Here is a 25271-nt window from a genome sequence, read left to right as displayed (position 1 = left end):
AGATCGGGACGATAAGCGAGCAAAAATGCCTTTTGCCACCAAAAACGGATTATGGTCCGGGTTCAAATACTTGCCGGCTTACAGGCCTTTGAGTGAAGTGATGCTGTACAAAAGCAACATGCCGGGCCTACCGAAGCCGTTTTACCGAATGTCTATGGTTCGGTAGAACGGCTTCGGCAGGCCCGGCACGACGTTGATTTTGCTTTAGCGTTGCTTGAGCTTAGGTCAGCATGCCGCCGTCTACCTGCAGCACCTGGCCGCTGATGTAGCTGCTGTCGTCGGAGGCGAGGAAGGCGGTGGCTTTGGCCACGTCCTCGGGGGTACCGCCGCGGCGCAGCGGAATAGCTTTGCGCCACTCGTCTACCTGCTTTGGGTCGAGGGCGTCGGTCATTTCGGTTTCGATGAAGCCGGGCGCAATGGCGTTGCAGCGGATGTTGCGCGAGCCCAGCTCCAGGGCTACTGATTTGGTGAAGCCGATGATGCCGGCCTTGGAAGCCGCGTAGTTGGTCTGTCCGGCGTTGCCCTTGATGCCCACCACCGAGGTCATGTTGATGATGCTGCCGGCTTTGGCGCGCATCATGGGCTTGGTGGCGGCCTTGGTGAGGTTGAATACCGATTTTAGGTTCACGGCAATCACCTGGTCCCACTGCTGCTCACTCATGCGCATGAGCAGACCGTCCTGCGTGATGCCGGCGTTGTTCACCAGAATATCCAGCTTGCCGAATTCGGCCACCACATCGTCCACCAGCTTCTCGGCTTCGACGAAGATGGAGGCGTCGGAGCGGAAGCCTTTTACCTTCGAGCCGTGGGCCGAAAGCTCCTGTTCCAGCTGCTGGCCTTTCTCCACGCTGGAGAGGTAGGTGAAGGCCACCTGAGCGCCCTGTTGGGCGAAATACACCGCAATGGCGCGGCCAATTCCTTTGGAAGCACCCGTAATGAGGGCCACTTTTCCGTCGAGCAGTTTTGTCATGTTAGATTAAGAGCTACAAGCTTTATGCTGCAAGCTACAAGCTTTTTTTAGCTGCTGATAACGGGCTGATGGCTTTGTCTGCCGCCTATGAGCCGAAAAGGGGCTGCCGTGCCGCACAATAAGTTGGGGCTTGCAGCTTGCGGCTTGTAGCTTGCGGCTTCAAATGAAAACCGATATCTGCATTCTGGGCGCCGGGCCGGGCGGGGCTACGGCCGCGCTGCACCTGGCCAACGCCGGCCACCGCTGCCTGCTGCTCGACCGCGCCACGTTCCCCCGCGACAAAGTGTGCGGCGACGCGCTCAGCGGCAAAGTCCTCAGCGAGCTGCGCCGGATCGGGGAGGAACTACCCGCCCGGCTGGCCGCCGAGCCCATCCAATTGCCCAGCTGGGGCATCGACTTCTACGCGCCCAACGGCCGCCGCCTGGCCGTGCCGTTCAAGCCCCGCTACAACCCCGCCCATGACCAATCGGCCGGCCACATCAGCAAGCGCCTGCACTTCGATAACTTCCTCATCGAAGAAGTGCGCCGCCGCCCCGAAATCGACTTGCGCGAAAACACCGACGTGGCCCGGCACGAGCCGCTGCCCAGCGGCGGCTGGCGGCTGCTGGCGGCCGATGGCCAGGAAATAGCCACCTGTCGGCTGCTGCTGGTGGCTAACGGGGCGCAGTCGCACTTTGCGCGGGTGGTGGGCGGCCACGAGTTGGAGCCGGCCCACCACTGCGCCGGCCTGCGCGCCTACTACCGGGGCGTGCAGGGCCTGCACCCCGATAACTTTATCGAGCTGCACTTCATCAAGGAATTTCTGCCGGGCTACCTCTGGGTGTTTCCGCTGCCCAACGGCGAAGCCAATGTGGGCGTGGGCATGCTCACGGAAGCCGTGGCGAAGAAGAAAGTGAAGCTGCGGGAGCGGTTGGAGGAAATTCTAAAAACGCACCCGGCCCTGAAGGACCGGTTTGCCACGGCCGAGCGGCTGGGACCGGTGCGGGGCTTCGGGCTGCCGCTGGGCTCCAAGCGCCGGCCACTTTCGGGTGCCGGCTACCTGCTGCTCGGCGACGCGGGCTCCCTCATCGACCCATTTTCGGGGGAAGGCATCAGCCATGCCATGGTATCGGGCCGCCACGCCGCCGACTGGGCCGCCCGCGCTTTGGCGGCAGAGGATGTTTCGACCGGTTTTCTGAAAGGCTACGATGCGGCCGTGTATAACCGCCTGTGGCAGGAGCTGCGCCTGAGCCGGGGGATGCAGCGGCTGCTGGGCTACCCCTGGCTGTTCAACTTCATTGCCAATCGCGCTGCCAACAACTCCACCCTGGCCGAAACCATCAGCAACATGTTCCTCGACCTGGACCTGCGCGAACGGCTGCGTCAGCCCAGCTTCTACCTGAAGCTGCTGCTGGGGAAGTAAATGCCGTCATTGCGAGCATGTGGCGCATCAAGCCAGTGTCGGAGCAATCCTTCCTTTTCCAGAGGTAGAAACCTTTGAGCAACAGAAAGCCCCTGACGTCTGCGCTGGCGTCAGGGGCTTTCTGCATAGGTCTGAGTTGTGAGCTTAGTGAAGAAAGGATTGCTTCGCTTGCAATGACAATTGCTACTTTCCTGTATACCGGCGCAGGCTTTTCACAGCTTCGGGATTCAGCTGTGCGGCTTTTTCCAAGTCGGTTTTGGCCTCGGCGGGCTTGTTGATGGAGGCGTAGCTGATGCCCCGGTACTCATAGGCGTCGGCGTAAGCGGGGTCGATGCTAATGGCTTTGGCGAAGTCCGGAATGGCTCCTTTGAAGTTGAACAGCTGCATCTTGGCCGCACCCCGGCCGAAGTAGGCTTCCTTGTCGGCGGGGTTGCATTTCACGGCTTTGCCGAAATCCACAATAGCGGCATTATACTCCTTCAGCTTCAGGCGGTTGAGGCCCCGGTTGTAGTAGGCTTCGGCGTTGGTGGGCTTCAGGCGCAGGGCCGCGTTATAATCCACCACGGCCTCTTTATAGTCCTTGAGATGACTTTTGGCCTTGGCCCGGGTCAGCAGGGCGTCGAAGTCGCGGGGCTTACTTTTCAGGGCCGCATCCGCCACCCGGATTTCGTCGCGGTAGTCGGCGTTGGTTTTGCGGGCGGCAGGCTCCACAGGTAGCGGCGTGGCCGGCGCTATAGAAGCCGTAGCGGAGGCATCGGGGGAGGCCGCACGGGCTACCGTATCGGCGCGGCGGGCAATGTTGGTTTCGCGAGCCACGTTGCGGGCGGCCGAGGTGGGGCGCTCCACATCGGCGGTAGTGCCCCGGGCGCAGGCCCCGGCCAGGAAAAGAGTGGAGCCGGCCAGTAGAGAAAGTAGGGGTAATTTCATGATTATGAGCGAGAAAAGCAGCGGAATGCAGTCATCTGGAAATGTGACAACGGCTCTTGTACGCACCGCACCCGGCAAAGGCTGGGCCACAAGCACAAAATTTTGTCGGAGCAGGGAGGGGAGCCCCGGTACCCGGTAGCGTGACGGACTAGCGCGGCCTGCCTATCTTTGCCCGGCCTCCCGGCAGCCAGTTATCGGCGGGCGGCCCTTTCTTCAACCCCTTCAACCGAACACAATATGGCATTGCAATACGACCTGGTCGTTATCGGCAGCGGCCCCGGTGGCTACGTAGCCGCCATCCGGGCTTCGCAGCTGGGCTTGAAAGTAGGCGTGGTGGAGCGCGAGTCGCTCGGCGGAATCTGCCTCAACTGGGGCTGCATCCCTACCAAAGCCCTGCTCAAGAGCGCCCAGGTATTCGAGTACCTCAACCACGCCAAAGACTATGGTCTGTCGGCGGAAGGGGTTGGGTACGATTTCGGCGCGGTAATTCAGCGCAGCCGGGGCGTGGCCGACGGCATGAGCAAGGGCATCAACTTCCTGTTCAAGAAGAATAAGATTGACGCCATCATGGGCACCGGCAAGCTGCTGGCTCCCGGCAAAATCGAACTCACCAAGGCCGATGGCGGCAAAGACACCATCGAAGCCAAAAGCATTATTCTGGCTACCGGCGCCCGCGCCCGCGAGCTGCCAGCCCTGCCCATCGACGGCAAGAAAATCATCGGCTACCGCCAGGCTATGGTGCTGCCCGAACTGCCCAAGCGGCTGGTAGTAGTGGGTTCCGGTGCTATCGGCGTGGAGTTTGCCTACTTCTACCGCACCATGGGCTCGGAGGTAACGGTGGTGGAGTACCTGCCCCGTATCGTGCCCGTGGAGGATGAGGAAATTTCGCGCCAGATGGAGAAATCCTTCAAGAAAATCGGCGTGAACGTGCTGACCTCGGCTGAGGTAACTAAGGTGGACACCAGCGGCGAAGGTTGCAACGTAACCATCAAAACGGCCAAAGGCGACCAGCAGATTACCTGCGACGTGGTGCTGAGCGCCGCCGGCGTGGTTACCAACCTCGAAAACCTGGGTCTGGAAGAGCTTGGCATCAAGGTGGAGAAAGGCCGCGTACTCGTGGACGACTTCTACCAGACCAACGTGCCCGGCATCTTCGCCATCGGTGACATCGTGCCCGGTCCCGCGCTGGCCCACGTTGCTTCGGCTGAGGGTATCATCTGCGTGGAGAAAATTGCCGGCCACCACCCCGAGCCGCTCAACTATCAGAACATTCCCGGCTGCACCTATGCCTCGCCGGAAATTGCCTCGGTAGGACTCACCGAAGCCGAAGCCAAAAACCAGGGCTACGATATTCTGGTGGGCAAATTCCCGTTCTCGGCCTCCGGCAAAGCCTCGGCCGCCGGCGTGAAGGATGGCTTCGTGAAAGTTATCTTCGATAAGAAGTACGGCGAGTGGCTGGGCGCCCACATGATTGGCGCCAACGTGACGGAGATGATTGCCGAAGTGGTAGTAGCCCGCAAGCTCGAAACCACCGGCCACGAAATCATCAAGGCCGTGCACCCGCACCCCACCATGAGCGAGGCCATCATGGAGGCCGCCGCCGCCGCCTACGGTGAAGTAATTCACCTGTAGAAAGCGCACCGGTTCCGGTGCTAGACCAAAAGCAATAAGTCCTGGCCGATTTCTCGGCCAGGACTTATTGCTTTTGGTCAGCTTGGGTAGTCGCCGTACGACTACTATTGCTGGGAGAGAAGGGTTATTGCTGCGCGTACTTGCCCTTAATGAAGTCCAGCATTTCGCGGCCGTGGTCTTCCGTTTTGGTGGCTTCCTGTTTCCAGAGGGCCTCCACCAGCAGCAGCAGCAGCTCGGTTTCCTTGTCCGGATCGGCGTAATCCAGCTTTTTGAAGGCTTCACGCAACAAGGAAGGCACAGGCTTCATAAACCGCTCATGCTGCTGCCGCGCCATATCCGAATCAGCCAGCCGATACTGTAGCTTCCAGAAGTGCGGCTCGGCCTGCACCAGTTTAAACGGCAGCTCAATTACGCTGTAGATGAAGGCCAGCGGATCGGCCTCGGCCAGCCCACCACGGTTATCCTCAATAATGCGCTTGTAGCCGTTGCGAATTACGAATTCAAGCAGTTGGTCCTTGGAGCCGAAGTGTTTGAAAATCAGGGCTTCCGATACGCCCGCTGCTTTGGCAATCAGCTGGGTAGACGTGTTTTCGAAGCCTTTGTCCCCAAAGAGCTGCAATGCTACGTCGGCAATGTGCTGTTTGCGGTTTGTCATATGGCGGTTGGTTTACGCGGCGAAGGGAGGGGCAGCCAGCAAGGGCACAGCGTACCGTTGAGGCTGCAAGATCGGGCTGTATTCGCTAAAAATGCGTTTTTTTTCAAAAAAGCCGCATCAGCGGGTTAAATAACAAAAGTAGGGGCAAACAGAAGCCGGCCGACTCGGGGGTTCCGAATCGGCCGGCTACGTGTTTTTCGAAGACCTGCTGGCGAGGAAGCCGGGGGCAAAATCGCGCGATTTTCGAAAGAGCCCGGCTGAGGGTGGGAGTACAGCCGGATAATAGAGCGTGGGAATTACTGGGCGGTAGCTAGTGGGAATCGTTACCGTCAGTGGGACAATATTACGCAAGGATTTCGAAACAAGTAAGTATTAGCTTACTTTTTTTCGTGAGTAATCACTCACCTAATACATAATGTCGGTTAAAATTCTGATTATGAGTTGTATATATCTTGTGTATAGAATTTTGTCATCCGCTTGTCTTCAAGCCTTGCTGACCTTTCACCACGCCCACCGTTTGGGAAACTGCTTCGTAACGGGTACGTACAACCTGAACGTATCCTATGCGTGGTGGGAGAAGTAAAGCAGAAAGGCCGCGCCGGATCAAATTCCGACGCGGACTTTCCAGTTCGTAAAATGCAGCTACTACTCCGGTTTTGTCAGGTGGCTCCCTGCCTGGAACCGCGCCACTTTCGCCCGGATTTCGCCCAGCCCGAGGTTGTGTACGCTGCCCAGGTGGGTGGTCTGGAATTCCTTGTGCGGCACGTACGAGCCGTCTTCCACGGCCAGGCCCACCTGCTTGTAGGCGGTGCGGAAGGGCGTGCCGGTCTGGATAAGCTGGTTGATGTTCTCCACCGTAAACACGGCGTCGTACTTGGGCTGGTTGAGCAGGTCGGGTTTGATGCGCAACTGGGGCAGGGCGAACAGCACGATGTCGAGGATGTCGAGGAACTGTGTCATCGGCTCGAACAGGATTTCCTTGAGAATCTGGAAGTCCCGGTGGTAGCCGCTGGGCAGGTTGCCGGTGGCCAGTATCAACGTGTTGGGCAGGGCCTGCAGGGCGTTGCAGCGGGCCCGGATCAGCTCGAAAACATCGGGATTTTTTTTGTGGGGCATGATGCTGGAGCCGGTGGTAAAGGCGGCCGGCAGCTCCACGAAAGCCATATCCTGCCCGTTGTAGAGCACTAGGTCATAGCTCATCTTGGCTAGGGTGGCGGCCATGCCGGCCAGCGCAAAGGCCACGGTTTTCTCGGTTTTGCCGCGCAGCATCTGGGCGCCTACGCTGCTCACGGCCAGGTTGCCGAAACCCATTTCCTGCGTCGTCTGCAGCCGGTCGATGGGGAAGGAGCTGCCGAAGCCCGCACCCGAGCCCAGCGGGTTCTGGTCGGCCATGGTGTGGGCCGCTTCGAACAGGGCCAGGTCCAGCAGCAGGTGCTCGGCGTAGGCCGAAAACCATAAGCCGAACGAGCTGGGCATGGCCGCCTGAAAGTGCGTGTAGCCGGGCATCAGGTCGGTTTTGTGGGCCTCTGCCTTTTGCAGCAGCACCTCCACCAACTCCAGGGTTTTGACCGCCGCGCGCCGCGTATAATCTTTCAGGAACAGCTGAATGGCGGTCAGCACCTGGTCGTTGCGGGAGCGGGCGGTGTGGATTTTCTTGCCCGCGTCGCCGTATTGCTCGGTCAGGTAGGACTCGATTTTGGAGTGCACGTCCTCAAAGTCCTCGCCGATGGTGAACGTGCCGGCTTCCAGCTGGGCAGCCAGCTCCTGCAGGCCCTGCTGCAGCTGCTGGTTTTCCGCCGCGGAAATCAGCCCCGCGCCGGCCAGCATGTTGGCCTGCGCCCGGGAGGCCTGCACGTCGAACTGCGCCAGGTACATATCCAGCTCCCGGTCGCGCCCGACGGTGAACTGCTCGATTTTCTTATCAACGGCAATGCCTTTATCCCAGATTTTCATAGGTAGAAGGGAGTAGCGCGAAGCCTTTGCTTCGCGTTTGATGGGGAAGTTGATTCAGGCTGTAGAGATGCAATATTTTGCGTCTCATCGTTGCTGATGTTGCTGTAGTTAGTTTCAAGTCGTTTAACGGTGCGCGTTGCTACAGCCAGCATTTCACGCAGTACCAATCGTTCAACGACGAGACGCAAAATATTGCGTCTCTACATCACAGCTCCAGCCCGTCCAGCAGCTCCACGTACCCCTGTACCCCGGCGCGGATTTCGCTGAGCAGGATGTATTCGTCGGGGGTGTGGGACCGGGCCGAGTCGCCGGGGCCGATTTTGACGGTGGTGAAGGGCATCATGCTCTGGTCGGAGAGGGTGACGGAGCCGAAGGTACGGCGGCCCAGCGCCACGCCGCGCTGCACCAGCGGGTGCGTGAGCGGGATGCGCGAGGAGTTGAGGTGAGTGGAGCGGGGCGTGACCTCGGCCCCGATGAGGCCGCGCACGAGCTCCACCACTTCCGGGTTGGTGTACAGCTCGTTGGTGCGCACGTCGGCCACGAAGGTGCAGCGGTCAGGCACCACGTTGTGCTGGGTGCCGGCCTGAATTTGGGTAACAGTCAGCTTTACTGGTCCCAGCAGCTCCGATACCCGCTCGAACCGATAGTCGCGCAGGCGCTGCACGTCGTCGAGGGCTTTGTAGAGGGCATTTTCGCCTTCCTCGCGGGCGGCGTGCCCGGTGCGGCCGTGGGCCACGCAGTCGAGCACCACCAGGCCCTTTTCGGCAACTGCCAGGTCCATCTGTGTCGGCTCGCCCACGATGCCCAGGTCAATCTTGGGCAGCAGCGGCAGCAGCCGGCGGATGCCGTTCACGCCCGATACTTCTTCCTCGGCCGTAATGGCGCAGATGAGGTTGTAGGGTAGGTTCTCCTGCTCGTGGAAGTAGAGGAACGTGGCTAGTAGACTCACCGCCGAAGCGCCCGCGTCGTTGCTGCCCAGGCCGGTCAGCCGGTCGCCCTCTACTACGGCCCCGAACGGGTCGGCGGTCCAGGACGCACCGGGCTTCACCGTGTCGTGGTGGGAGTTGAGCAGGATGGTGGGCTTGGCCGGGTCGAAATGCTTCGATATGGCCCACACATTGTTCGCGTCGCGCTGGGGTTTAGCACCATTGTGCCGCAAAAAAGACCGGATTGCAACAGCTGTTTTAGTTTCCTCCCGAGAGAAAGAAGGAATCTGAATCAGGTCTTTAAGCAGATTGATAGCCAGCCGGACCAACTTTTCTTCTAGGAGGCGCATAACACGGTTTTTACGGGCTCGTTGATGCGCAGGGCGTGCTCGATGACCACCCGCTCCACGCCGGCTTCGAGGGCGGCAAAGGCGTTATCCAGCTTGGGCACCATGCCGGCCGCAATGATGCCCGCGGCCTTCAGCTGCTGATACTCGGCGGCGGTTATCTGCGGAATCACCGAGGCGTCATCATCCACGTCGCGCAGCACGCCGTCCTTCTCGAAGCAGTAGTGCAGCTCTACGGCGTAGTGCGGGGCCAGGGCGCAGGCCAGCACGCTGGCAATGGTGTCGGCGTTGGTGTTGAGCAGCTGGCCCGCGCCGTCGTGGGTGATGGCGCAGAACACGGGCAGCAGGCCAGTTTCCAGCAGATGGCGCAGCAGCGGTACGTTCACAGCATCAGCCGGCAGGTCGCCCACGAAGCCGTAGTCGATGTCGCGCACCGGCCGCCGCACGGCCCGGATGGCATTGCCATCGGTCCCGGAGAGGCCCAGCGCATTCACGCCCGCGGCCTGCAGGCCGGCTACTAACTGCTTGTTGGTTTTGCCGGCGTAGAACATGGTCACGATGTCGAGGGTGGCGGCGTCGGTGATACGGCGGCCCTGCACCATCTGGGGTTCCTGGCCCAGGTCGCGCAGCATCTGGCTGGCGCCTTTGCCGCCGCCGTGCACCAGTATTTTGCGGCCCGGCACTTGCGCCAGCTCCCGCAGAAACCGCTGCAGCTGGACGTCATCATCAATAATGCCGCCCCCGATTTTAAAAATTTTCAGGCCTTCGCTCATAGGATGCAAGTAGGGAGAAATGCGGCACTGCGCGCCGTACGCTGCTAAAACGGGCCTCGTGGGGTCCGGACTTCAACCGGACGGCCGCACTGTTAAGAAATTTATTTTGCTCCCGGAGCGGCAAAGTTTCCGAAAAAAATCCTCTAGTTTTGCAACGATTTAGCGGTTTAAACGATTTAAACCGTGAAAACACTCCCTCGCCGCCCTGCGGCACCCGTCATGATTCAACTCTCTTCTATTGCGCTTCTGCGACGACCTAGCATGGTCGTGCGAATCATGCCAGCTTAACCGCTGGCTGCAATAGTACGTCCGGGTTCCGCCTCTACCGCGAACCGACGCCGGGTCCTCCCACCGGAGCCCACCCCAAGAGACCCTTCACGAATCAACCGACCTTAGTCCGAGTGTAACTTCCCGTGTGACTTCTTCCGGCCCATAGCCGGGACGCCCCGCTTCCCGGCCAGACTGGCCTACCTCGCTTTTGGGTTTTTGATGCTTCCGGCCCCGCCGCCGAAGCCCGCGCAGCCTCGCCTGCTCCCTCCCTTTTTTGTCCTTCCGAGTCTGTTGCCGCACAATTCCGGCCACTAACCGAGTCCTGACCATGAATTTACGAGTCGCCAATGCTGCCGATGCGCAGTATGTGGAAACCCTTTGTCAATGGTATGCCGAATCCGCCAGAACGCGCGGTGTCGGCATTGCCAAGCGTGATCCTAACTATCTGATTAAGAAGATGGAAAAGGGTGACTCTATCATCGCCTTCATCGATGACCAGCTGGCTGGTTTCTGCTACATCGAAACCTTCGAGGACGCGAAATTCGTGGTGAACTCGGGGCTGATTGTGAACACCGAACTGCGCAAGGAAGGCCTGGGCCGCGCCATCAAGCACCGCGTGTTTGAACTGTCGCGCATGAAGTACCCGGCGGCGAAGATCTTCGGTATCACCACCTCCGCGGCCGTGATGAAGATCAATAACGAGCTGGGCTACCGCCCCGTGACGTTCCCCGAACTGACGCAGTCGGACGACTTCTGGAAGGGCTGCTCCAGCTGCAAAAACTACGGTATCCTGATGGAAAACCAGCGCAAAATGTGCCTCTGCACCGGCATGGTCTATGACACGCTGGACGACAGCTTCACGCAGCAATCCATCGAAATTCTGGAGCAGAAGCAGTAGAGAATACCAACCAGAACGTCATGCTGAGCTTGCCGAAGCATCTCTACCGCTTCGTTGAATCGGTATTGAATACTACTGAGGTAGAGATGCTTCGACTACGCCTCTGGCTTCGCTCAGCATGACGTTCTTTTTCCAATCAACCTCAGCACGCGAGATGCTTCGGCAAGCTCAGCATGACGTTCTCATATTTTTCAGTACTTTATGAAAAAAGTAGTTCTCGCCTATAGCGGCGGCTTGGATACGTCCTATTGTGTGGTGTATCTGACCCGCGAGCTGGGTCTGGAAGTCCACACGGTGATTGTCAACTCGGGCGGGTTCTCCCAGGAGGAGCTGGCCGGCATCGAGCAGCGCGCCTACGAAATGGGCTCCACGCGCCACGAGGTGATTGACGTAACGGACCGATTCTACCAGCAGTGCCTGCGCTACCTATTGGCCGGCAACGTGCTCAAAAACGACACCTACCCGCTGAGCGTGAGTGCCGAGCGCATGTTCCAGAGCCTGGCCCTGGCCGAGTATGCCCGCGAGAACAAGGCCGACTATATTGCTCACGGCAGCACCGGCGCCGGCAACGACCAGGTACGTTTCGACGTGGCCTTCTCGGTGATTTCGCCCGACACCGAAATCATCACGCCCATCCGCGACCTGGGCCTCTCGCGCCAGCAGGAAATCGAATATCTGCAGCAGAATGGGGTGGAGATGAGCTGGGAAAAAGCCAAATACTCCATCAACAAAGGTATCTGGGGCACCAGCGTGGGCGGCGTGGAAACCCTGACTTCGCGCCAGGGCCTGCCTGAGTCGGCGTGGCCGACCCAGCTGAGCAAGCACGAGCCGCAGGAAATCAGCATCACCTTCGAAAAAGGCGAGCCGGTGGCTTTGAACGGCGAAGCTATGAAGCCGGTGGACCTGATTGTGGCCCTCAACGAGCTGGCCGGCCAGTACGCCATCGGCCGCGACACCCATGTGGGCGACACGATTCTGGGCATCAAGGGCCGCGTAGGCTTCGAGGCCCCCGCGCCGCTCATTCTCATCAAAGGTCACCACTTGTTGGAGAAGCATACTTCCAGCCGCTGGCAGCTGCTGCACAAAGACTACATCGCCAACTGGTATGGCACGCTGCTGCACGAAGCGCAGTACCTCGACCCGGTGATGCGCGACATGGAGGCATTCCTGGAATCGTCGCAGGAGCGGGTGTCGGGTACGGTGTACGTGACGCTGAAGCCCTACCAGTTCGAGCTGCTGGGCGTGGAGTCGCCGTTCGATATGATGCAGTCGAAGGTGGCGACCTACGGCGAGGAAAACAACGCCTGGGACTCGCGCGACGCGAAAGGCTTCATCAAAATCTTCAGCAACCAGCTGCGGATTCATGGCTCGTTTAATGAATAGCTCATCTAACCCAACGAGTGCCTCATCCCCCCAGCCCCCTTCTCCGGTAGAGAAGGGGGAGCTAGTTACTAGTTCTAAAAATCTAGAAACTAGTCCCCCCTCTCTACCGGAGAGGGGGCTAGGGGGTGAGGCAACTTCTGACCGGATTAAGGCTGGTATCGTCGGTGGGGCCGGCTACACGGCGGGGGAGTTGCTGCGGATTCTGCTGCACCATGAGTTTGTGGAGCTGGGCGGCATCGTGAGTTCCTCCAACGCAGGCAACCCCATCTACCAGGTGCACGACGACCTGGTGGGCGACACGGAGCTGCGTTTCGCGGCCGCGCTACAGGGCGACGAGGATGTGGTGTTTCTGTGCCTGGGCCACGGCAATTCCAAGGCCTGGCTGACCCAGAATCCGCTGCCCGAAACCACCCACGTCATCGACCTGAGCAACGACTTCCGCCTGGAAGCCGACGCCGAGTTTGAAGGCCGGGAGTTTGTGTACGGGCTGCCGGAGCTGAACCGCAGCCGCATTCAGCAGGCCCAGAGCATTGCCAACCCCGGCTGCTTCGCCACGGCCATTCAGCTGGCGCTGCTGCCGCTGGCCCAGGCCGGCAAGCTGACGGATGACGTGCACGTATCGGCCATTACGGGCAGCACGGGCGCGGGGCAGAGCCTCTCGGAAACCGTGCATTTCTCGTGGCGCACCAACAACGTGTCCATCTACAAGCCCTTCACGCACCAGCATCTGGGCGAGATAGGGGAGAGCCTGGCGCAGCTGCAGCACGAGCTGGCGGTTGACATCCACTTCATCCCGTACCGCGGCAACTTCACCCGGGGCATCTTCGCCAGCGTCTACACGCCGTCGGACCTGACCCAGGACGAGGCCCGGGCGCTGTACCAGCAGTTCTACCAGGACGCACCGTTCACCACGGTATCGGACAAGGAAATCCATCTGAAGCAGGTAGTCAATACCAACAAGTGCCTGCTGCACGTGCAGAAACTCGGCAAGCAGCTGCTCATCACCTCGGTTATCGACAACCTGGTGAAAGGCGCTTCCGGCCAAGCCGTGCAGAACATGAACCTCATCTTCGGCCTGCCCGAAACGACGGGTTTGGGGCTGAAGGCTGGGCTGTTTTAAACGACTGATCAACCCGCCGCCAAAATGTTGAAGGAGACAGGCCGCTACTATGTAATACCACTAATGGGCTGTGCCATTCAGCAGATTGAGTACAACGGCCTAGTAAGACTGGTTTTTGCTGATGCTGACGAACGTGTATTCCTCGACCTCCACGGAGAATTTCAGGTAGAAGCATCAGGGCACATAACCACGTTTTCTCCGCGCCAAAAAGAAGCTCTGCTACTCTTTTTCGACTGGTTTCAAACCAATGTCACAATTGAGGAAGCAAAAGCGGACAAACAAGGGCAACTGTTTCTGAAGCTTAGTAACCGGCAGGAATTGATAGTTCAGGACGGGCCATTTGAGAACTGGCACTTCACCATTCTGAATCGTCAGTCTCCCAGCAAAAACCTCTTTGTCCACGGTGGAGTGGGCACTACTTATTTCTAAGTTCTAACTTTTCCGCTCTCACATCTATATCATGGAGCTTTTCAACGTGTATCCGCTCGTCAACATTACGCCCGTGAAGGCGCTGGGGGCGAAGCTTTGGGACGACAAAGGCCAGGAGTACCTGGACTTCTACGGCGGCCACGCCGTTATCAGCATCGGCCACAGCCACCCGCACTACGTGCAGCGCCTCACCGAGCAACTCGGCAACATCGGCTTCTACTCCAACTCGGTGCAGATTCCGATTCAGCGGGAGCTGGCTGAGAAGTTGGGCCAAGTGTCGGGCTACGATGACTACACGCTGTTTCTGTGCAACTCCGGGGCCGAGGCCAACGAGAATGCGCTGAAGCTGGCTTCCTTCCACACCGGCAAAAAGCGCGTCATAGCATTCCGGGGTGCGTTCCACGGCCGCACCTCGGGCGCGGTAGCCGCCACGGATAACGCCAAAATCGTGGCACCCTTCAATGCCGGCCACCACATTAGCTTCCTGGAATACGACCTGGCAGCAGTGGAGCAGGCGCTGCAAGCAGGCGACGTCTGCGCTGTTATCATCGAGCCCATCCAGGGCGTGGGCGGCATCATCATGCCTTCGGATGAGTTCCTGACTGGCCTAGCGGCGCTATGCAAGCAATACGGCGCCCTGCTGATTGCCGATGAGGTGCAGAGCGGCTACGGCCGCAGCGGCAGGTTCTTCGCCCACCAGCACGCCGGCATCCGGCCCGACGTTATTTCGGTGGCCAAGGGCATGGGCAACGGCTTCCCCATCGGCGGCATCCTGATTGCGCCCGAATACCAGGCGTCGTATGGCCTGTTGGGTACCACGTTTGGCGGCAACCACCTGGCCTGCGCCGCCGCGCTGGCCGTGCTGGAGGTGATTGAGGAGGAAAACCTGCTGCAACACGCCGCCGAGCTGGGCGACTACCTCCGCACGGAGCTGGAAGCCCACGCCGGAGCCGAGGAAATCCGGGGCCGGGGCCTGATGGTGGGCATCAAGTACGACTTCCCCATCAAGGACTTGCGCGACCAGCTGCTCACGGAGCACCACATCTTCGTGGGCAATGCCTCCGACTCCACGGTGCTGCGCCTACTGCCCCCGCTCAACATCACCAAGGCCGAAGTTGACCGGTTTTTGCAGGCGCTGTACGCACTTATTCCGGCGGAGGCAAGGAAGTAAGCAACCCGTAACCTAACTTGCAGCCCCAATGAGTAGCACGATGAAGTTGCCGAGCCAGGCTCCCCTTCTGATTAGCTGCACGCTGCCATTGGTGACTATTGCGCAGCAACCAGCCGGTTCTTTCTCCGAAAGAACGGCCACCCACTTTCCCGTTCAGCAGTTGTGCCCGCCCGACTTTCCGATGCCCGACATCTGGAATCGGCAGTGCGCGGGGCAGATTGATCTACCGTCTTTCGCTCCCGTTTGGCTTATCTCCTGCTTCGGCTGGAACAGACCCCTGATTTTCGGTCCTGTTCCAGCCGAAAATGTATCGTGGCGGCTGCACGTGCTGGCGGAGGCTACGCTGCGCCCCCGTCAGCTGCCCGGCACAGGCCGCGCCGGCTCGCCGCATTCCCCTCCGAATCCAATGTTCCGATCCGCGTTGATCGGCCTGAAGTGCCTGCCTGCTGCTTCGCGCCAAGTAACGGCCCAGGCAGCGGCGCGCCGGACTTACTGCAAAAAATCAATCATCAGAGTAAACCCTTTTTTCGCATAACAGAGTGGAAAACGCTAAATCGGTAAAACTCGTCCTGGAAGACGGCACTGAAATCGAGGGTACTTCTTTCGGCGCATTTACCTCCGCCGCGGGCGAAGTGGTGTTCAGCACGGCCATGACCGGCTACCCCGAAAACCTCACCGACCCGTCCTTCGCCGGTCAGATTCTGGTGCTGACCTACCCCATGGTGGGCAACTACGGCGTGCCCGGCGAGGACCTGTACGAGTCAATTTCCAAGATTTTTGAGTCGGATAAGATTCACATTGCCGGCCTCGTAGTGAACTACTACTCCGAGGAGCACAGCCACTGGAACGCCGCCAAAAGCCTCGGCGACTGGCTGGCGGAGTACAACATCCCCGGCATCTTCGGCGTCGATACCCGCATGCTCACCAAGAAGCTGCGCGAGAAAGGTGCTATGCTAGGCAAAATCGTGGCCGAAACCGACGTACCCCTGCACGACCCCAACCTCGACAACCTCGTGGCCCAGGTGAGCCCGGCCGGCGTGCAGCACTACGGCAGCGGCCAGCACAAAATCGTGCTCGTGGACTGCGGCACCAAAACCAACATCATCCGCTGCTTCCTGGAGCGCGACGTGGAGCTGATTCGGGTGCCCTGGGATTACGATTTCACGACCCTCGCCTACGACGGCCTCTTCCTGAGCAACGGCCCCGGCGACCCCAAAATGTGCGAGGCCACCATCGGCCACCTGCAAACGGCCCTGGGCCAGGACAAGCCGATTTTCGGCATCTGCCTGGGCAGCCAGCTCATGGGCCTGGCTGCAGGCGGCGACACCTTCAAGCTGAAATACGGCCACCGCAGCCACAACCAGCCCGTGAAGCTCACCGGCACCCAGCACTGCTACATCACCAGCCAAAACCACGGCTTCGCAGTGGACACCGCCACGCTGCCCGCCGAGTGGGACATGCTGTTCGAGAACCTCAACGACGGCACCTGCGAAGGCATCAAGCACAAAACCAAACCGTTCTTCTCCACCCAGTTTCACCCCGAAGCCGCCGGCGGCCCACAGGACACGGAGTTCCTGTTTGATGATTTCTTGAAAGCGGTAGGGGAGTATAAGGCTGGTAAATAACCCGGTGTAGTAGCCGCACCGCTGCAACAGGGGCCGCATGATGGCCGGTTGCTATTCACTCCCAACGCCCTTCTGCCATGCAAGCGAAAAGCCGACGTTTTCAATACTGGGGATATCTGCTGGTAGGTGCTCTGGCTTTTGCCGGCTTCTACTTCATCAGTACTATGGGTCAGAAGGTGTTTTTAAAAGCGGTGTTGGGTGAGCCGGCCGAGATGATTGACGAGGCGATGAATTCGGCCCGGATTTCGCCCAGAATAACCAGTCGCATAGGTGAGGTAAGCTCCCGAAACTTCCAGCTGAACCAAGTCGGCAACCGAAAAGATACGCTTGTCTTTCGGATATCCCTGAAAGGCGAACGGGCCGATGCCACCCTCAAACTCTGGATGGTCAAACGGCCATCCGGTGCATGGAATATCGTGAAGAGCGACACCTTGTTTTCTAACTAAAAAACTGCCTTTGAACACGGCTGCCCGGGCAGCCTGTATCCAACTCTTCGAATGAACAAACCCAACAAAGTACTCATCCTTGGTTCCGGCGCGCTCAAAATTGGCGAGGCCGGGGAGTTCGATTATTCCGGCTCGCAGGCGCTCAAGGCGCTGAAGGAGGAAGGCATCCGCACCATCCTCATCAACCCCAACATTGCCACCGTGCAGACGTCGGACAACATTGCCGACGACGTATACTTCCTGCCCGTGACGCCCTACTTCGTGGAGGAGGTCATCAAAAAAGAGCAGCCCGATGGCATTCTGGTGGCCTTTGGAGGCCAAACGGCGCTCAACTGCGCCGTGGCCCTGTACCGCGCCGGCGTGTTCGAGAAGTATAACGTGCAGGTGCTGGGCACGCCTGTGCAGAGCATTATCGACACCGAGGACCGGGATATTTTCAAGGAGAAGCTGGAGCAGATTGGCGTGCTTTCGGCCCGCAGCGTGGCCGTGACGACGATGGACGACGCGCTGGCGGCGGCCGAGAAAATCGGCTTCCCCATCATCGTGCGTGCGGCGTTTGCGCTGGGCGGCCTGGGCAGCGGCTTCGCCAACAACATGGACGAGCTGCGGACGCTGGCCCAGAAATCCTTCACCACTTCCGACCAGATTCTGGTGGAAGAGTCGCTGAAGGGCTGGAAGGAAGTGGAGTACGAAGTGGTGCGGGATGCCTATGATAACTGCATCACGGTCTGCAACATGGAGAATTTCGACCCCATCGGCATCCACACCGGGGAGAGCATCGTGGTGGCCCCGTCGCAGACTTTGAGCAACCGGGAGTACCATAAGCTGCGCAGCATCGGCATTAAAACTATCCGCCACCTGGGCATCGTGGGTGAGTGCAACATTCAGTACGCCCTCGACCCCGTTTCCGAGGATTACCGCGTGATTGAGGTGAATGCGCGCCTGTCACGCTCCTCGGCGCTGGCCTCCAAGGCGACAGGATACCCGCTGGCCTTCGTGGCCGCCAAGCTGAGTTTGGGCTACTCGCTGGCCGAGTTGAAAAACAGCGTAACGCAGACGACTTCGGCCTTTTTCGAGCCGGCCCTGGACTATGTGGTGGTGAAGCTGCCGCGCTGGGATTTGGGCAAGTTCGAGGGCGTGAACCGGCACATTGGCTCGGCCATGAAGAGCGTGGGCGAGGTGATGGCCATCGGCAAATCGTTCGAGGAAGCCATTCAGAAAGGGTTGCGCATGCTGGACACCGGCAAGCGCGGCTTCGTGGCCAACCGGCCCGAGGCCGACCTGGACAACGCCGCCATCGACCAGCTCCTGAGCGAGCCCAACGAGGAACGCATCTTCGCCATCAACAACGCCTTCGAGGCCGGCTACACCATCCAGCAGGTCCACGACCTGACCAAGATTGACCTGTGGTTTTTGCAGCGTCTGCTCACCATTTTCGAGCTGGGCAACCAGCTGGCCGCCGGCCGCGCCAACGGCCTCGACGCGCTGGAAAACAAGCTGCTGCGCGACGTGAAACGCGCCGGTTTCTCCGACCAGCAGATTGCCGTGAAGCTGCTGGGCGAGGGTGACGTGAAAGCCGACGAGCTGCTGGTGCGCGCCCGCCGCAAGGCCCTGGGCGTGCTGCCCGTCATCAAGCAGATTGACACGCTGGCGGCCGAATTCCCGGCCAAAACCAACTACCTCTACACCACTTACCACGGCACCGAAAACGACCTGACGCCCGAAACCGACAAGGCGGTGGTAGTGCTGGGCTCGGGCGTGTACCGCATCGGCAGCTCCGTGGAATTCGACTGGTGCGGTGTGCAGGCCGTGCAGACGGCCGCCGAGGAAGGCTACAAAACCATCCTCATCAACTACAACCCCGAAACCGTCAGCACCGACTACGACGTATCGGACCGGCTGTATTTCGAGGAGCTGAGCTTCGAGCGGGTGATGGACATCCTGGACTTCGAGCAGCCCGAGGGTGTGATTCTAAGCACCGGCGGCCAGATTCCCAACAACCTCGCCACCCGCCTGGCCGCTGCCGACGCGCCCATCCTGGGCACCGCGCCGGCCCGCATCGACGAGGCCGAAAACCGACACAAGTTCAGCAGCATCATGGATGAGCTGGGCATTGCCCAGCCCCGCTGGAAGGAGCTGACCTCGCTCGACGCCATGTTTGAGTTCGTGGGCGAGGTGGGCTACCCGGTGCTGATCCGGCCGAGCTACGTGCTGTCGGGCGCGGCCATGAACGTAGTGTCTAATGCCTTTGAGATGGAAGCGTTTCTGCGCGCCGCCGCCGAGGTAAGCGCCGAGTATCCGGTGGTGGTGTCGGAGTTTATGCAGGAGGCCAAGGAAATTGAGCTGGATGCGGTGGCCGACAAAGGCGAAATCGTGAGCTACGCCATTTCCGAGCACGTGGAGTTTGCCGGCGTGCACTCCGGCGACGCCACCATGTATTACCCGCCCCAGCGCGTGTACGTGGGCACGGTGCGCAAGCTCAAAATCATTGCCGAGAAGATTGCCAAGCGCTTCCAGATCAGCGGACCGTTCAACATCCAGTTCCTGGAGAAAAACCGCGAAATCCGGGTGATTGAGTGCAACATCCGCGCCTCGCGCTCCTTCCCGTTCGTGTCCAAGGTCTCGGGTAACAACCTGATCAAAAAGGCCACCCAGGTGCTGCTGGGCCAGAACGTAACCCGCGACGAGAGCGAGCGGGTGTACGACTTGCCCTTCGTGGGCGTGAAGGCCCCGCAGTTCTCCTTCACCCGCCTGCCCGGCGCCGACCCGGTGCTGCGCGTGGACATGGTGAGCACCGGCGAAGTAGGCTGCCTGGGCGACACTGCTGAGGAAGCTTTGCTGAAGTCGATGCTGAGCGTGGGCTACAAGATTCCGCAGAAAACGGTGCTGATTTCCGGCGGCCCCATCAAGTCGAAAGTCACGCTGCTCTCGGCCGTGGAGCTGCTGGTGCAGAAGGGCTACCATATTTACGCCACCCAGGGTACGCACCGCTTCTTCGCCGAAAACAACGTGCCCAGCAGCTTACTCTTCTGGCCCGACGACCACCAGGAGCCCAACGTGCTGACCTACCTGAAGGATAAGAAAATCGACCTAGTCATCAACATCCCCAAAAACCTCTCGAAGGGCGAGCTGGACAACGACTACAAAATCCGCCGCACCGCCGTGGATTTCGGGGTGGGTTTGCTGACGAATGCCCGCCTGGCCAAAGCCTTCATCCAAGCCTTCTGCCGGCTGGAGATGAAGGCTTTGAAAATCAAGAGTTGGAACGAGTACAAGGCGATGTAGCCAATAGAACGAGGACCCCAGAACGTCATGCTGAGCGAAGCGGAGCGGAGTCGAAGCATCTCTACCGCTTCGCTTAGCATGTCGGGTTAGTTTTAAATACGGAATATCTTGTGAACATGAGCAGTACTATCAAGAAACAGCTTTTTGCCATCGTTATACTGGCCATTCTTAACTTTCTAGTCAGCACTTTTACGGCCGGAGATGGCCGTGATTTGGCAGGTCATGTCGTTGAGGGGCAAAGTGAGGCAATGCGCGGAGCAACCATCAGGACGTTGTTTTTTGGGATACAGCTGATAAGCTTCCTGTTAGGTTTGTTGCTTGCTTTAGCTCCATACAAGGGAAAGCCATACAAAATGAAAGTGGTGCCCTTTTCTCTGACAATTGCCATTTGCCTACAGTCAGCTCTCTTGATTATGGGTGGTATCAAACTTTTTCTCTGAGTAAAGCAGACGTAGCATGTACGTCTACATCCTGACTAATACGACCAAAACCGTTCTGTACATCGGCGTCACCAACGACTTAGTGTGCCGCCTTTATGAGCACAGTCAGAGCCGTGGCGACACGGGCAAGTTCACCGGCCGGTATCAGACCGACTTGTTGGTGTATTTTGAAAACTGCCCGGATGCCACGCAGGCTATTGCCCGCGAGAAGCAACTAAAAGGCTGGACGCGCAGCAAAAAAGACGCGTTGATTACAGCGTTTAATCCGGAGTGGCAATGTATTGATCTGGAAACGTGGCAGGGTTAATCATACAGATATGAGACTATTCTTTTTGCTGCTTCTATGTAGCCTATCGGTTTCCTCATACAAGCGAGTAGCAGAGTTGAAAGAGCCTATTGGGCAACGAAGTATTAGCAAGATTGTTATCAAATCCGTCGACTTCGGAACTGCTACTTGGGGCAGAATAAGCTGTGATGCTTTCAACAAGCATTTCCCTGATGCCAACACAATTTTAGTAATATCCCGAGGCACATTAGATGCAATCAATCGGCGCATGGCTTTGCTTAAAATGTATGAGGGTAAAGGTGATGTTGATACCCGAGCGAAGATTACGATATACTACGGTGATAGCACCATTTCCACAGTGTGCATAGGAGGTGCAGTTATGAGGTTTGATGGAAAGAAAGTGAAGTATGATAAAGAGCTAACATCGCTCTTGGGCATTCTAGTCGAATAATTAGAAGTACATCCAACGAAGCGGTAGAGATGCTTCGACAAGCTCAGCATGACGTTCTAACACACCCCCACATGAAAAACTTCACCTCCTTCGCCGATGCGGGCGACTATAAAGCCCTGTTGCAGCAAGCACTGGAAATCAAGGCTAACCCCTACGGTTACCAGCACGTCGGGCGTAACAAAACCGTAGGGCTCATCTTCTTCAACCCTAGTCTGCGCACCCGGCTCAGCTCGGTGAAGGCGGCCTACAACCTGGGCGCGCAGGCCTGGGTGCTCAACGCCGGGGCCGACTCCTGGACGCTGGAAATGGCCGACGGCGCGGTGATGAACGGCGGCACCCAGGAGCATATCAAAGACGCCATTGCGGTGATGAGCCAGTACTGCGACGTGCTGGGCGTGCGCACCTTCCCCACGCTCAAGGACCGCGAGGCCGACTACAGCGAGGAAGTGTTCCGGAAGATCATGCAGTACGCCACCGTGCCCGTCATCAGCCTGGAAAGCGCCACGCTGCACCCGCTGCAAAGCTTCGCCGACCTGATTACGGTAGCCGAAACCAAGCAGAAGGAGCGGGTGAAAGTGGTGCTCACCTGGGCCCCGCACGTGCGCGCTTTGCCCCAGTGTGTGCCCAACTCGTTCTGCGACTGGTTCTCGGAAATCGACTGGGTGGATTTCGTCATCACCCACCCCGAGGGCTACGAACTGGACCCGAAGTTCACAAAAGGCGCCCGCATCGAATACGACCAAAAGAAAGCCCTGGAAGGCGCCGACTACGTGCAGGCTAAGAACTGGAGTAGCTACCACGACTATGGCCAGGTACTCCAGAACGACCCCGCCTGGATGCTCACGCCCGCCCACATGGCCCTCACCGACAGCGCCAAGTTCCTGCACTGCCTGCCCGTGCGCCGCAACGTGGAAGTGTCGGATGCGGTGCTGGATGCGCCCGGCTCCCTCATCATTCAGGAGGCCGGCAACCGCACCATTTCCATGCAGACCGTGCTGCACGAAATGCTGAAATAAGCGGCCGGGAAGGGTGTTTTTTCGGGGTGAGCCGGGAGGAGGTATCAAGGTAGATATCAGAAATTTTGAACCCTAATGCTTAGTGTCCCGTTAGAGGCCTACTCACGGACAATTCCGAATGGCTTGTCTGTCTGAGTGTTCACCCTTTCCATTTGACCTGCTATGAAAAAGTTTCTTGCCATTGCCGCCCTGCTCGTAACCGGTGCTACTGCTGCTAACGCCCAAACTAACACCACCAACACGACCACCACCACCACGCAGCCGGCTACCACCCAGCCGATGCCGGCCCAGGGTACCATCAACCAGACGACTACCACGACTACCCCCATGTCGACCACGCCGATGCCGGCTACGACCACGACGGTAGAAACGCAGTCGACTACCACTGACACGTACAAGCCTGCTGCTGCTGGTGCCGACGTGAAAATGAAAGACAAGAAGAAAAAATCGAAAGTGAAGGCCAACGACTAACTATCGTTCGTCTTTCGACTTACTCAAAAAAAGCTCCCGACGCCTGGCGTCGGGAGCTTTTTTGTGCCCGGTTACAGCAGTAGGGCCAGTTGCCGGCCTATCTGATCGTCCGGGGTTTCGAGTGAGGAGAGGGCCACGCCCAACAGGCGCACGCCTTTTTCGAGAGGCAGCAGAGGCAGCAGCAGCTCGTGGGCCACCTGCGCCAGGGCTTCGGGGCCGGGCACTAGCCCTACCAGCGTGCGGCTGCGGGTAATTTGCTGGAAATCGGTGAACTTGACTTTGAGGGTGACGGTGCGCCCGCGCAGGCCCGTGCGCTGGCAGTGGCCCCACACCGCATCGAGGCAGGGCTGCAGACCTTTGCGCAGCTCCTCGGCCAGGTGCAAATCGTGCTCGAAGGTGGTTTCAGAGCCGATGGACTTGCGCAGGCGGTCGGGTACCACGGGGCGGTGGTCCTGGGCGCGGGCAATGAGGTAGTAGTGGCTGCCGGCCTTGCCGAAGTGCTGGCGCAGAAACGTTTCGGACTGCTGCCGGAGGTCCAGGCCCGTGAAGATGCCCAGCTGATTGAGCCGCGCCGCCGTGGCCGGCCCGATGCCGTGAAACTCGCCCACCCGCAGCTGCTCCACAAAGGCCTCGCCCTGTTCAGGGCGAATCACGAACTGGCCGTTGGGCTTGCGGTAGTCGGAGGCCAGCTTCGCCAGAAACTTGTTGTAGCTGATGCCGGCCGAAGCTGTGAGCTGGGTCTGGCGCAGTATTTCGGCCCGGATTTCCCGCGCTACCTGGGTAGCCAGCGCAAGACCCGGCCGGTTTTCGGTCACGTCGAGGTAGGCTTCATCCAAAGAAAGCGGCTCGATTAGCGGCGTGTATTCGGCAAAGATTTCCCGAATCTGCCGCGACACTTCCTTGTACACCTCAAACCGGGGTTTCACGAACACCAGTTCCGGGCATTTGCGCAGCGCGGTGCTGGAGGGCATGGCCGAGCGCACGCCAAACTGCCGCGCCTCGTAACTGGCCGCTGCCACCACGCCCCGGGCCCGCGAGCCGCCCACCGCCACGGGCCGCCCCCGCAGCGCCGGGTTGTCGCGCTGCTCCACGGAGGCGTAAAACGCGTCCATGTCGAGGTGAATGATTTTGCGGGTTTCGACGAAGGACACGGGGAGGAGGGAAGCAGCCTTAAAGGTCGGCAGGGCGGCCCGATGGTCCCAGGACTGAAGTCCTGGGCTATGCAGCGGGTTATTGGGCCGCGTCCAGAGATGGTTTGGGGGCTGGTCAGCGGGGTATCTGAAACGCTGCGTAGCCCAGGGCTTCAGCCCTGGGAACATCGGCCGCTAGTCCTGTACTGGCTCCAGAGGCACCGGCTGCGGGGCGGCTTTTGGCTTCTGACTAACCAGGAATACACCGGCGAAAATAAGCAGCGCCTGCAGGCCCTTGGTGAGCGTGAGCGTATCCTTACCTAGCGCTACGGCAATGCCCACAGCCAGTGCGGGTTGCAGGTAAATGTACGCGCCCAATAATGAGGGCGAGGCGTATTTCAGAGCCCAGTTGTTGAGCAGGTAGGCCAGAATGGTAAGGCAGATGACCATGTAGGCAATGGCCGCCCAGATGCCGGGCGGGAAACTGGCGTAGTCGGGCTGCTGGATTTGCTGCCAGCCGGCCGGCACCGCCAGAAACGCGCCCACCAGAAAGATGCGGGCCAGCACCGTAAACGGGTGATACTTGCGCATCAGCGGCATCACCAGCACCAAGTAAATGCCAAATGCCGTGGCGTTGAGCAGAATGAACACATTGCCCAGCAGCCCGTCCTGCCCGCCGGCTGCCACCGGCCCCCGGCTCAGAATGATACTGGCCGCGCCCACACCCGCCAGCCCGATGCCCGCCAAACGAGCCCCCGACAGCCGCTCACCCAGCAGTACCACTGAGGCCAGCACCGTCACCACCGGAGCAATGGTCTGGATGAGGGAAGCGTTGATGGGGGAGGTGAGGTTGAGGCCGGAGAAGAACAGCAACTGGTTCAGCCCGATGCCCAGGATACCGCAGGCTATGGCCCGCAGATTATCGGCGCGCCCGATGATGCGGTCCTGCGGGGCTACCAGCCGGCTTACAATGCCGAAAAACACCGTCGCGCCCACAATGCGCAGCAGCACCAGCGCAAACGGACCCATGTAGCGCGGCATCACGTCTTTGGAGATGCTGTAGTTGGCGGCGTAAATCAGGGCCACGATAAACAGGGCGCTATGCACCTTCACGGAATTCTTCATTGGAAACGAAGGTAGCAGCGCGAACTTTGTTGTGCGCGTATAGCGAAGGCCCCCGGCAAAATATCCGGCCCGGGCCACCCACCCGCGAACCGCTGGTTCGCGCCACCTCTGCTTCTTTCATGTCTACCGGCTCCCTTTTC

The 25271-nt window shown here is 59.3% G+C and carries 23 protein-coding genes; 15 read left to right on the top strand and 8 right to left on the bottom strand.

Annotated features, from left to right (window positions below):
* Positions 1–220 precede the first annotated feature (220 nt).
* Positions 221–970 (bottom strand): 3-oxoacyl-[acyl-carrier-protein] reductase, encoded by a 750-nt coding sequence (fabG, locus tag EI293_RS15430; protein WP_125439401.1) that lies wholly within the window; start codon positions 968–970, stop codon positions 221–223.
* A 163-nt stretch (positions 971–1133) separates the two neighbouring features.
* Between fabG and EI293_RS15425 the strand changes: the two genes are divergently transcribed.
* Positions 1134–2372, top strand: a complete 1239-nt coding sequence (locus EI293_RS15425; protein ID WP_125439400.1) for a geranylgeranyl reductase family protein — start codon at positions 1134–1136, stop codon at positions 2370–2372.
* 183 nt (positions 2373–2555) lie between these two features.
* On the opposite strand, the gene EI293_RS15420 is transcribed toward EI293_RS15425, so the two are convergent.
* The gene (locus tag EI293_RS15420; RefSeq protein WP_125439398.1) at positions 2556–3299 is read right to left on the bottom strand and encodes a tetratricopeptide repeat protein; all 744 of its coding nucleotides are present in this window, start codon (positions 3297–3299) and stop codon (positions 2556–2558) included.
* A gap of 237 nt (positions 3300–3536) precedes the next feature.
* On the opposite strand from EI293_RS15420, the gene lpdA reads away from it, so the two are divergent.
* Entirely contained in the window at positions 3537–4931 is a 1395-nt protein-coding gene (gene lpdA / locus EI293_RS15415; protein WP_125439396.1) for a dihydrolipoyl dehydrogenase, read from the top strand.
* A gap of 124 nt (positions 4932–5055) precedes the next feature.
* Here lpdA and EI293_RS15410 read toward each other — a convergent pair whose 3' ends face one another.
* From EI293_RS15410 to argB, 4 genes are all read right to left on the bottom strand, one after another.
* Complete coding sequence (locus EI293_RS15410) at positions 5056–5586, bottom strand: TetR/AcrR family transcriptional regulator (protein ID WP_125439394.1); 531 nt, start codon at positions 5584–5586, stop codon at positions 5056–5058.
* 645 nt (positions 5587–6231) lie between these two features.
* Positions 6232–7539 (bottom strand): argininosuccinate lyase, encoded by a 1308-nt coding sequence (gene argH, locus EI293_RS15405; RefSeq protein ID WP_125439392.1) that lies wholly within the window; start codon positions 7537–7539, stop codon positions 6232–6234.
* A gap of 205 nt (positions 7540–7744) precedes the next feature.
* A complete protein-coding gene (locus EI293_RS15400; RefSeq protein ID WP_125439390.1) occupies positions 7745–8815 on the bottom strand; it encodes a M20 family metallo-hydrolase in 1071 nt (356 codons plus the stop codon).
* The gene (gene argB, locus EI293_RS15395) at positions 8803–9585 is read right to left on the bottom strand and encodes an acetylglutamate kinase (RefSeq protein WP_125439388.1); all 783 of its coding nucleotides are present in this window, start codon (positions 9583–9585) and stop codon (positions 8803–8805) included. The genes EI293_RS15400 and argB overlap by 13 nt, the downstream gene beginning before the upstream one ends.
* A 598-nt stretch (positions 9586–10183) precedes the next feature.
* Here argB and EI293_RS15390 point away from each other — a divergent pair.
* From EI293_RS15390 to EI293_RS22265, 13 genes are all read left to right on the top strand, one after another.
* Positions 10184–10753, top strand: a complete 570-nt coding sequence (locus EI293_RS15390; protein ID WP_125439386.1) for a GNAT family N-acetyltransferase — start codon at positions 10184–10186, stop codon at positions 10751–10753.
* Between the two features lie 201 nt (positions 10754–10954).
* Positions 10955–12136, top strand: a complete 1182-nt coding sequence (gene argG / locus EI293_RS15385; protein ID WP_125439384.1) for an argininosuccinate synthase — start codon at positions 10955–10957, stop codon at positions 12134–12136.
* A gap of 145 nt (positions 12137–12281) precedes the next feature.
* Positions 12282–13256, top strand: a complete 975-nt coding sequence (argC, locus tag EI293_RS15380; RefSeq protein ID WP_262706530.1) for an N-acetyl-gamma-glutamyl-phosphate reductase — start codon at positions 12282–12284, stop codon at positions 13254–13256.
* A 24-nt stretch (positions 13257–13280) separates the two neighbouring features.
* Positions 13281–13685, top strand: coding sequence for a DUF6188 family protein (locus tag EI293_RS15375; RefSeq protein ID WP_125439380.1), 405 nt, complete (start codon positions 13281–13283; stop codon positions 13683–13685).
* 31 nt (positions 13686–13716) lie between these two features.
* Positions 13717–14856, top strand: coding sequence for an aspartate aminotransferase family protein (locus EI293_RS15370; RefSeq protein ID WP_125439378.1), 1140 nt, complete (start codon positions 13717–13719; stop codon positions 14854–14856).
* Between the two features lie 539 nt (positions 14857–15395).
* Positions 15396–16481: a glutamine-hydrolyzing carbamoyl-phosphate synthase small subunit gene (gene carA, locus EI293_RS15365; RefSeq protein ID WP_125439376.1), complete on the top strand. Its 1086-nt coding sequence runs from the start codon at positions 15396–15398 to the stop codon at positions 16479–16481.
* Between the two features lie 77 nt (positions 16482–16558).
* On the top strand, positions 16559–16927 hold the full coding sequence (locus EI293_RS15360; RefSeq protein ID WP_125439374.1) for a hypothetical protein: 369 nt from the start codon (positions 16559–16561) through the stop codon (positions 16925–16927).
* A gap of 51 nt (positions 16928–16978) precedes the next feature.
* A complete protein-coding gene (carB, locus tag EI293_RS15355) occupies positions 16979–20212 on the top strand; it encodes a carbamoyl-phosphate synthase (glutamine-hydrolyzing) large subunit (RefSeq protein ID WP_125439372.1) in 3234 nt (1077 codons plus the stop codon).
* A gap of 116 nt (positions 20213–20328) precedes the next feature.
* Positions 20329–20652 carry a hypothetical protein gene (locus EI293_RS15350; RefSeq protein WP_125439371.1) on the top strand — a complete coding sequence of 108 codons (324 nt, stop codon included), beginning with the start codon at positions 20329–20331 and terminating at the stop codon, positions 20650–20652.
* 16 nt (positions 20653–20668) lie between these two features.
* Positions 20669–20959: a GIY-YIG nuclease family protein gene (locus EI293_RS15345; RefSeq protein ID WP_125439369.1), complete on the top strand. Its 291-nt coding sequence runs from the start codon at positions 20669–20671 to the stop codon at positions 20957–20959.
* Between the two features lie 10 nt (positions 20960–20969).
* Positions 20970–21389, top strand: a complete 420-nt coding sequence (locus EI293_RS15340) for a hypothetical protein (RefSeq protein WP_125439367.1) — start codon at positions 20970–20972, stop codon at positions 21387–21389.
* A gap of 71 nt (positions 21390–21460) precedes the next feature.
* Positions 21461–22405, top strand: a complete 945-nt coding sequence (locus EI293_RS15335; RefSeq protein WP_125439365.1) for a Rossmann-fold NAD(P)-binding domain-containing protein — start codon at positions 21461–21463, stop codon at positions 22403–22405.
* Positions 22406–22567: 162 nt separating this feature from the next.
* A complete protein-coding gene (locus tag EI293_RS22265; RefSeq protein WP_211339598.1) occupies positions 22568–22876 on the top strand; it encodes a hypothetical protein in 309 nt (102 codons plus the stop codon).
* Positions 22877–22947: 71 nt separating this feature from the next.
* Here EI293_RS22265 and dinB read toward each other — a convergent pair whose 3' ends face one another.
* Positions 22948–24027: a DNA polymerase IV gene (gene dinB / locus EI293_RS15325; RefSeq protein ID WP_125439363.1), complete on the bottom strand. Its 1080-nt coding sequence runs from the start codon at positions 24025–24027 to the stop codon at positions 22948–22950.
* A gap of 174 nt (positions 24028–24201) precedes the next feature.
* On the bottom strand, positions 24202–25131 hold the full coding sequence (locus EI293_RS15320; protein WP_125439361.1) for a DMT family transporter: 930 nt from the start codon (positions 25129–25131) through the stop codon (positions 24202–24204).
* Between the last annotated feature and the right edge of the window lie 140 nt (positions 25132–25271).

The sequence above is a fragment of the Hymenobacter perfusus genome (genome assembly GCF_003944765.1).
Taxonomy (GTDB): Bacteria; Bacteroidota; Bacteroidia; order Cytophagales; family Hymenobacteraceae; genus Hymenobacter; species Hymenobacter perfusus.
This window is presented reverse-complemented; position numbering and strand designations above follow the sequence as displayed.

What these genes read in the sequence shown, in the direction of transcription:
- fabG (WP_125439401.1), bottom strand. Translation starts at nt 970, where the DNA reads ATGACAAAACTGCTCGACGGAAAAGTGGCCCTCATTACGGGTGCTTCC.
- EI293_RS15425 (WP_125439400.1), top strand. Translation starts at nt 1,134, where the DNA reads ATGAAAACCGATATCTGCATTCTGGGCGCCGGGCCGGGCGGGGCTACG.
- EI293_RS15420 (WP_125439398.1), bottom strand. Translation starts at nt 3,299, where the DNA reads ATGAAATTACCCCTACTTTCTCTACTGGCCGGCTCCACTCTTTTCCTG.
- lpdA (WP_125439396.1), top strand. Translation starts at nt 3,537, where the DNA reads ATGGCATTGCAATACGACCTGGTCGTTATCGGCAGCGGCCCCGGTGGC.
- EI293_RS15410 (WP_125439394.1), bottom strand. Translation starts at nt 5,586, where the DNA reads ATGACAAACCGCAAACAGCACATTGCCGACGTAGCATTGCAGCTCTTT.
- argH (WP_125439392.1), bottom strand. Translation starts at nt 7,539, where the DNA reads ATGAAAATCTGGGATAAAGGCATTGCCGTTGATAAGAAAATCGAGCAG.
- EI293_RS15400 (WP_125439390.1), bottom strand. Translation starts at nt 8,815, where the DNA reads ATGCGCCTCCTAGAAGAAAAGTTGGTCCGGCTGGCTATCAATCTGCTT.
- argB (WP_125439388.1), bottom strand. Translation starts at nt 9,585, where the DNA reads ATGAGCGAAGGCCTGAAAATTTTTAAAATCGGGGGCGGCATTATTGAT.
- EI293_RS15390 (WP_125439386.1), top strand. Translation starts at nt 10,184, where the DNA reads ATGAATTTACGAGTCGCCAATGCTGCCGATGCGCAGTATGTGGAAACC.
- argG (WP_125439384.1), top strand. Translation starts at nt 10,955, where the DNA reads ATGAAAAAAGTAGTTCTCGCCTATAGCGGCGGCTTGGATACGTCCTAT.
- EI293_RS15375 (WP_125439380.1), top strand. Translation starts at nt 13,281, where the DNA reads ATGTTGAAGGAGACAGGCCGCTACTATGTAATACCACTAATGGGCTGT.
- EI293_RS15370 (WP_125439378.1), top strand. Translation starts at nt 13,717, where the DNA reads ATGGAGCTTTTCAACGTGTATCCGCTCGTCAACATTACGCCCGTGAAG.
- EI293_RS15360 (WP_125439374.1), top strand. Translation starts at nt 16,559, where the DNA reads ATGCAAGCGAAAAGCCGACGTTTTCAATACTGGGGATATCTGCTGGTA.
- carB (WP_125439372.1), top strand. Translation starts at nt 16,979, where the DNA reads ATGAACAAACCCAACAAAGTACTCATCCTTGGTTCCGGCGCGCTCAAA.
- EI293_RS15350 (WP_125439371.1), top strand. Translation starts at nt 20,329, where the DNA reads ATGAGCAGTACTATCAAGAAACAGCTTTTTGCCATCGTTATACTGGCC.
- EI293_RS15345 (WP_125439369.1), top strand. Translation starts at nt 20,669, where the DNA reads ATGTACGTCTACATCCTGACTAATACGACCAAAACCGTTCTGTACATC.
- EI293_RS15340 (WP_125439367.1), top strand. Translation starts at nt 20,970, where the DNA reads ATGAGACTATTCTTTTTGCTGCTTCTATGTAGCCTATCGGTTTCCTCA.
- EI293_RS15335 (WP_125439365.1), top strand. Translation starts at nt 21,461, where the DNA reads ATGAAAAACTTCACCTCCTTCGCCGATGCGGGCGACTATAAAGCCCTG.
- EI293_RS22265 (WP_211339598.1), top strand. Translation starts at nt 22,568, where the DNA reads ATGAAAAAGTTTCTTGCCATTGCCGCCCTGCTCGTAACCGGTGCTACT.
- EI293_RS15320 (WP_125439361.1), bottom strand. Translation starts at nt 25,131, where the DNA reads ATGAAGAATTCCGTGAAGGTGCATAGCGCCCTGTTTATCGTGGCCCTG.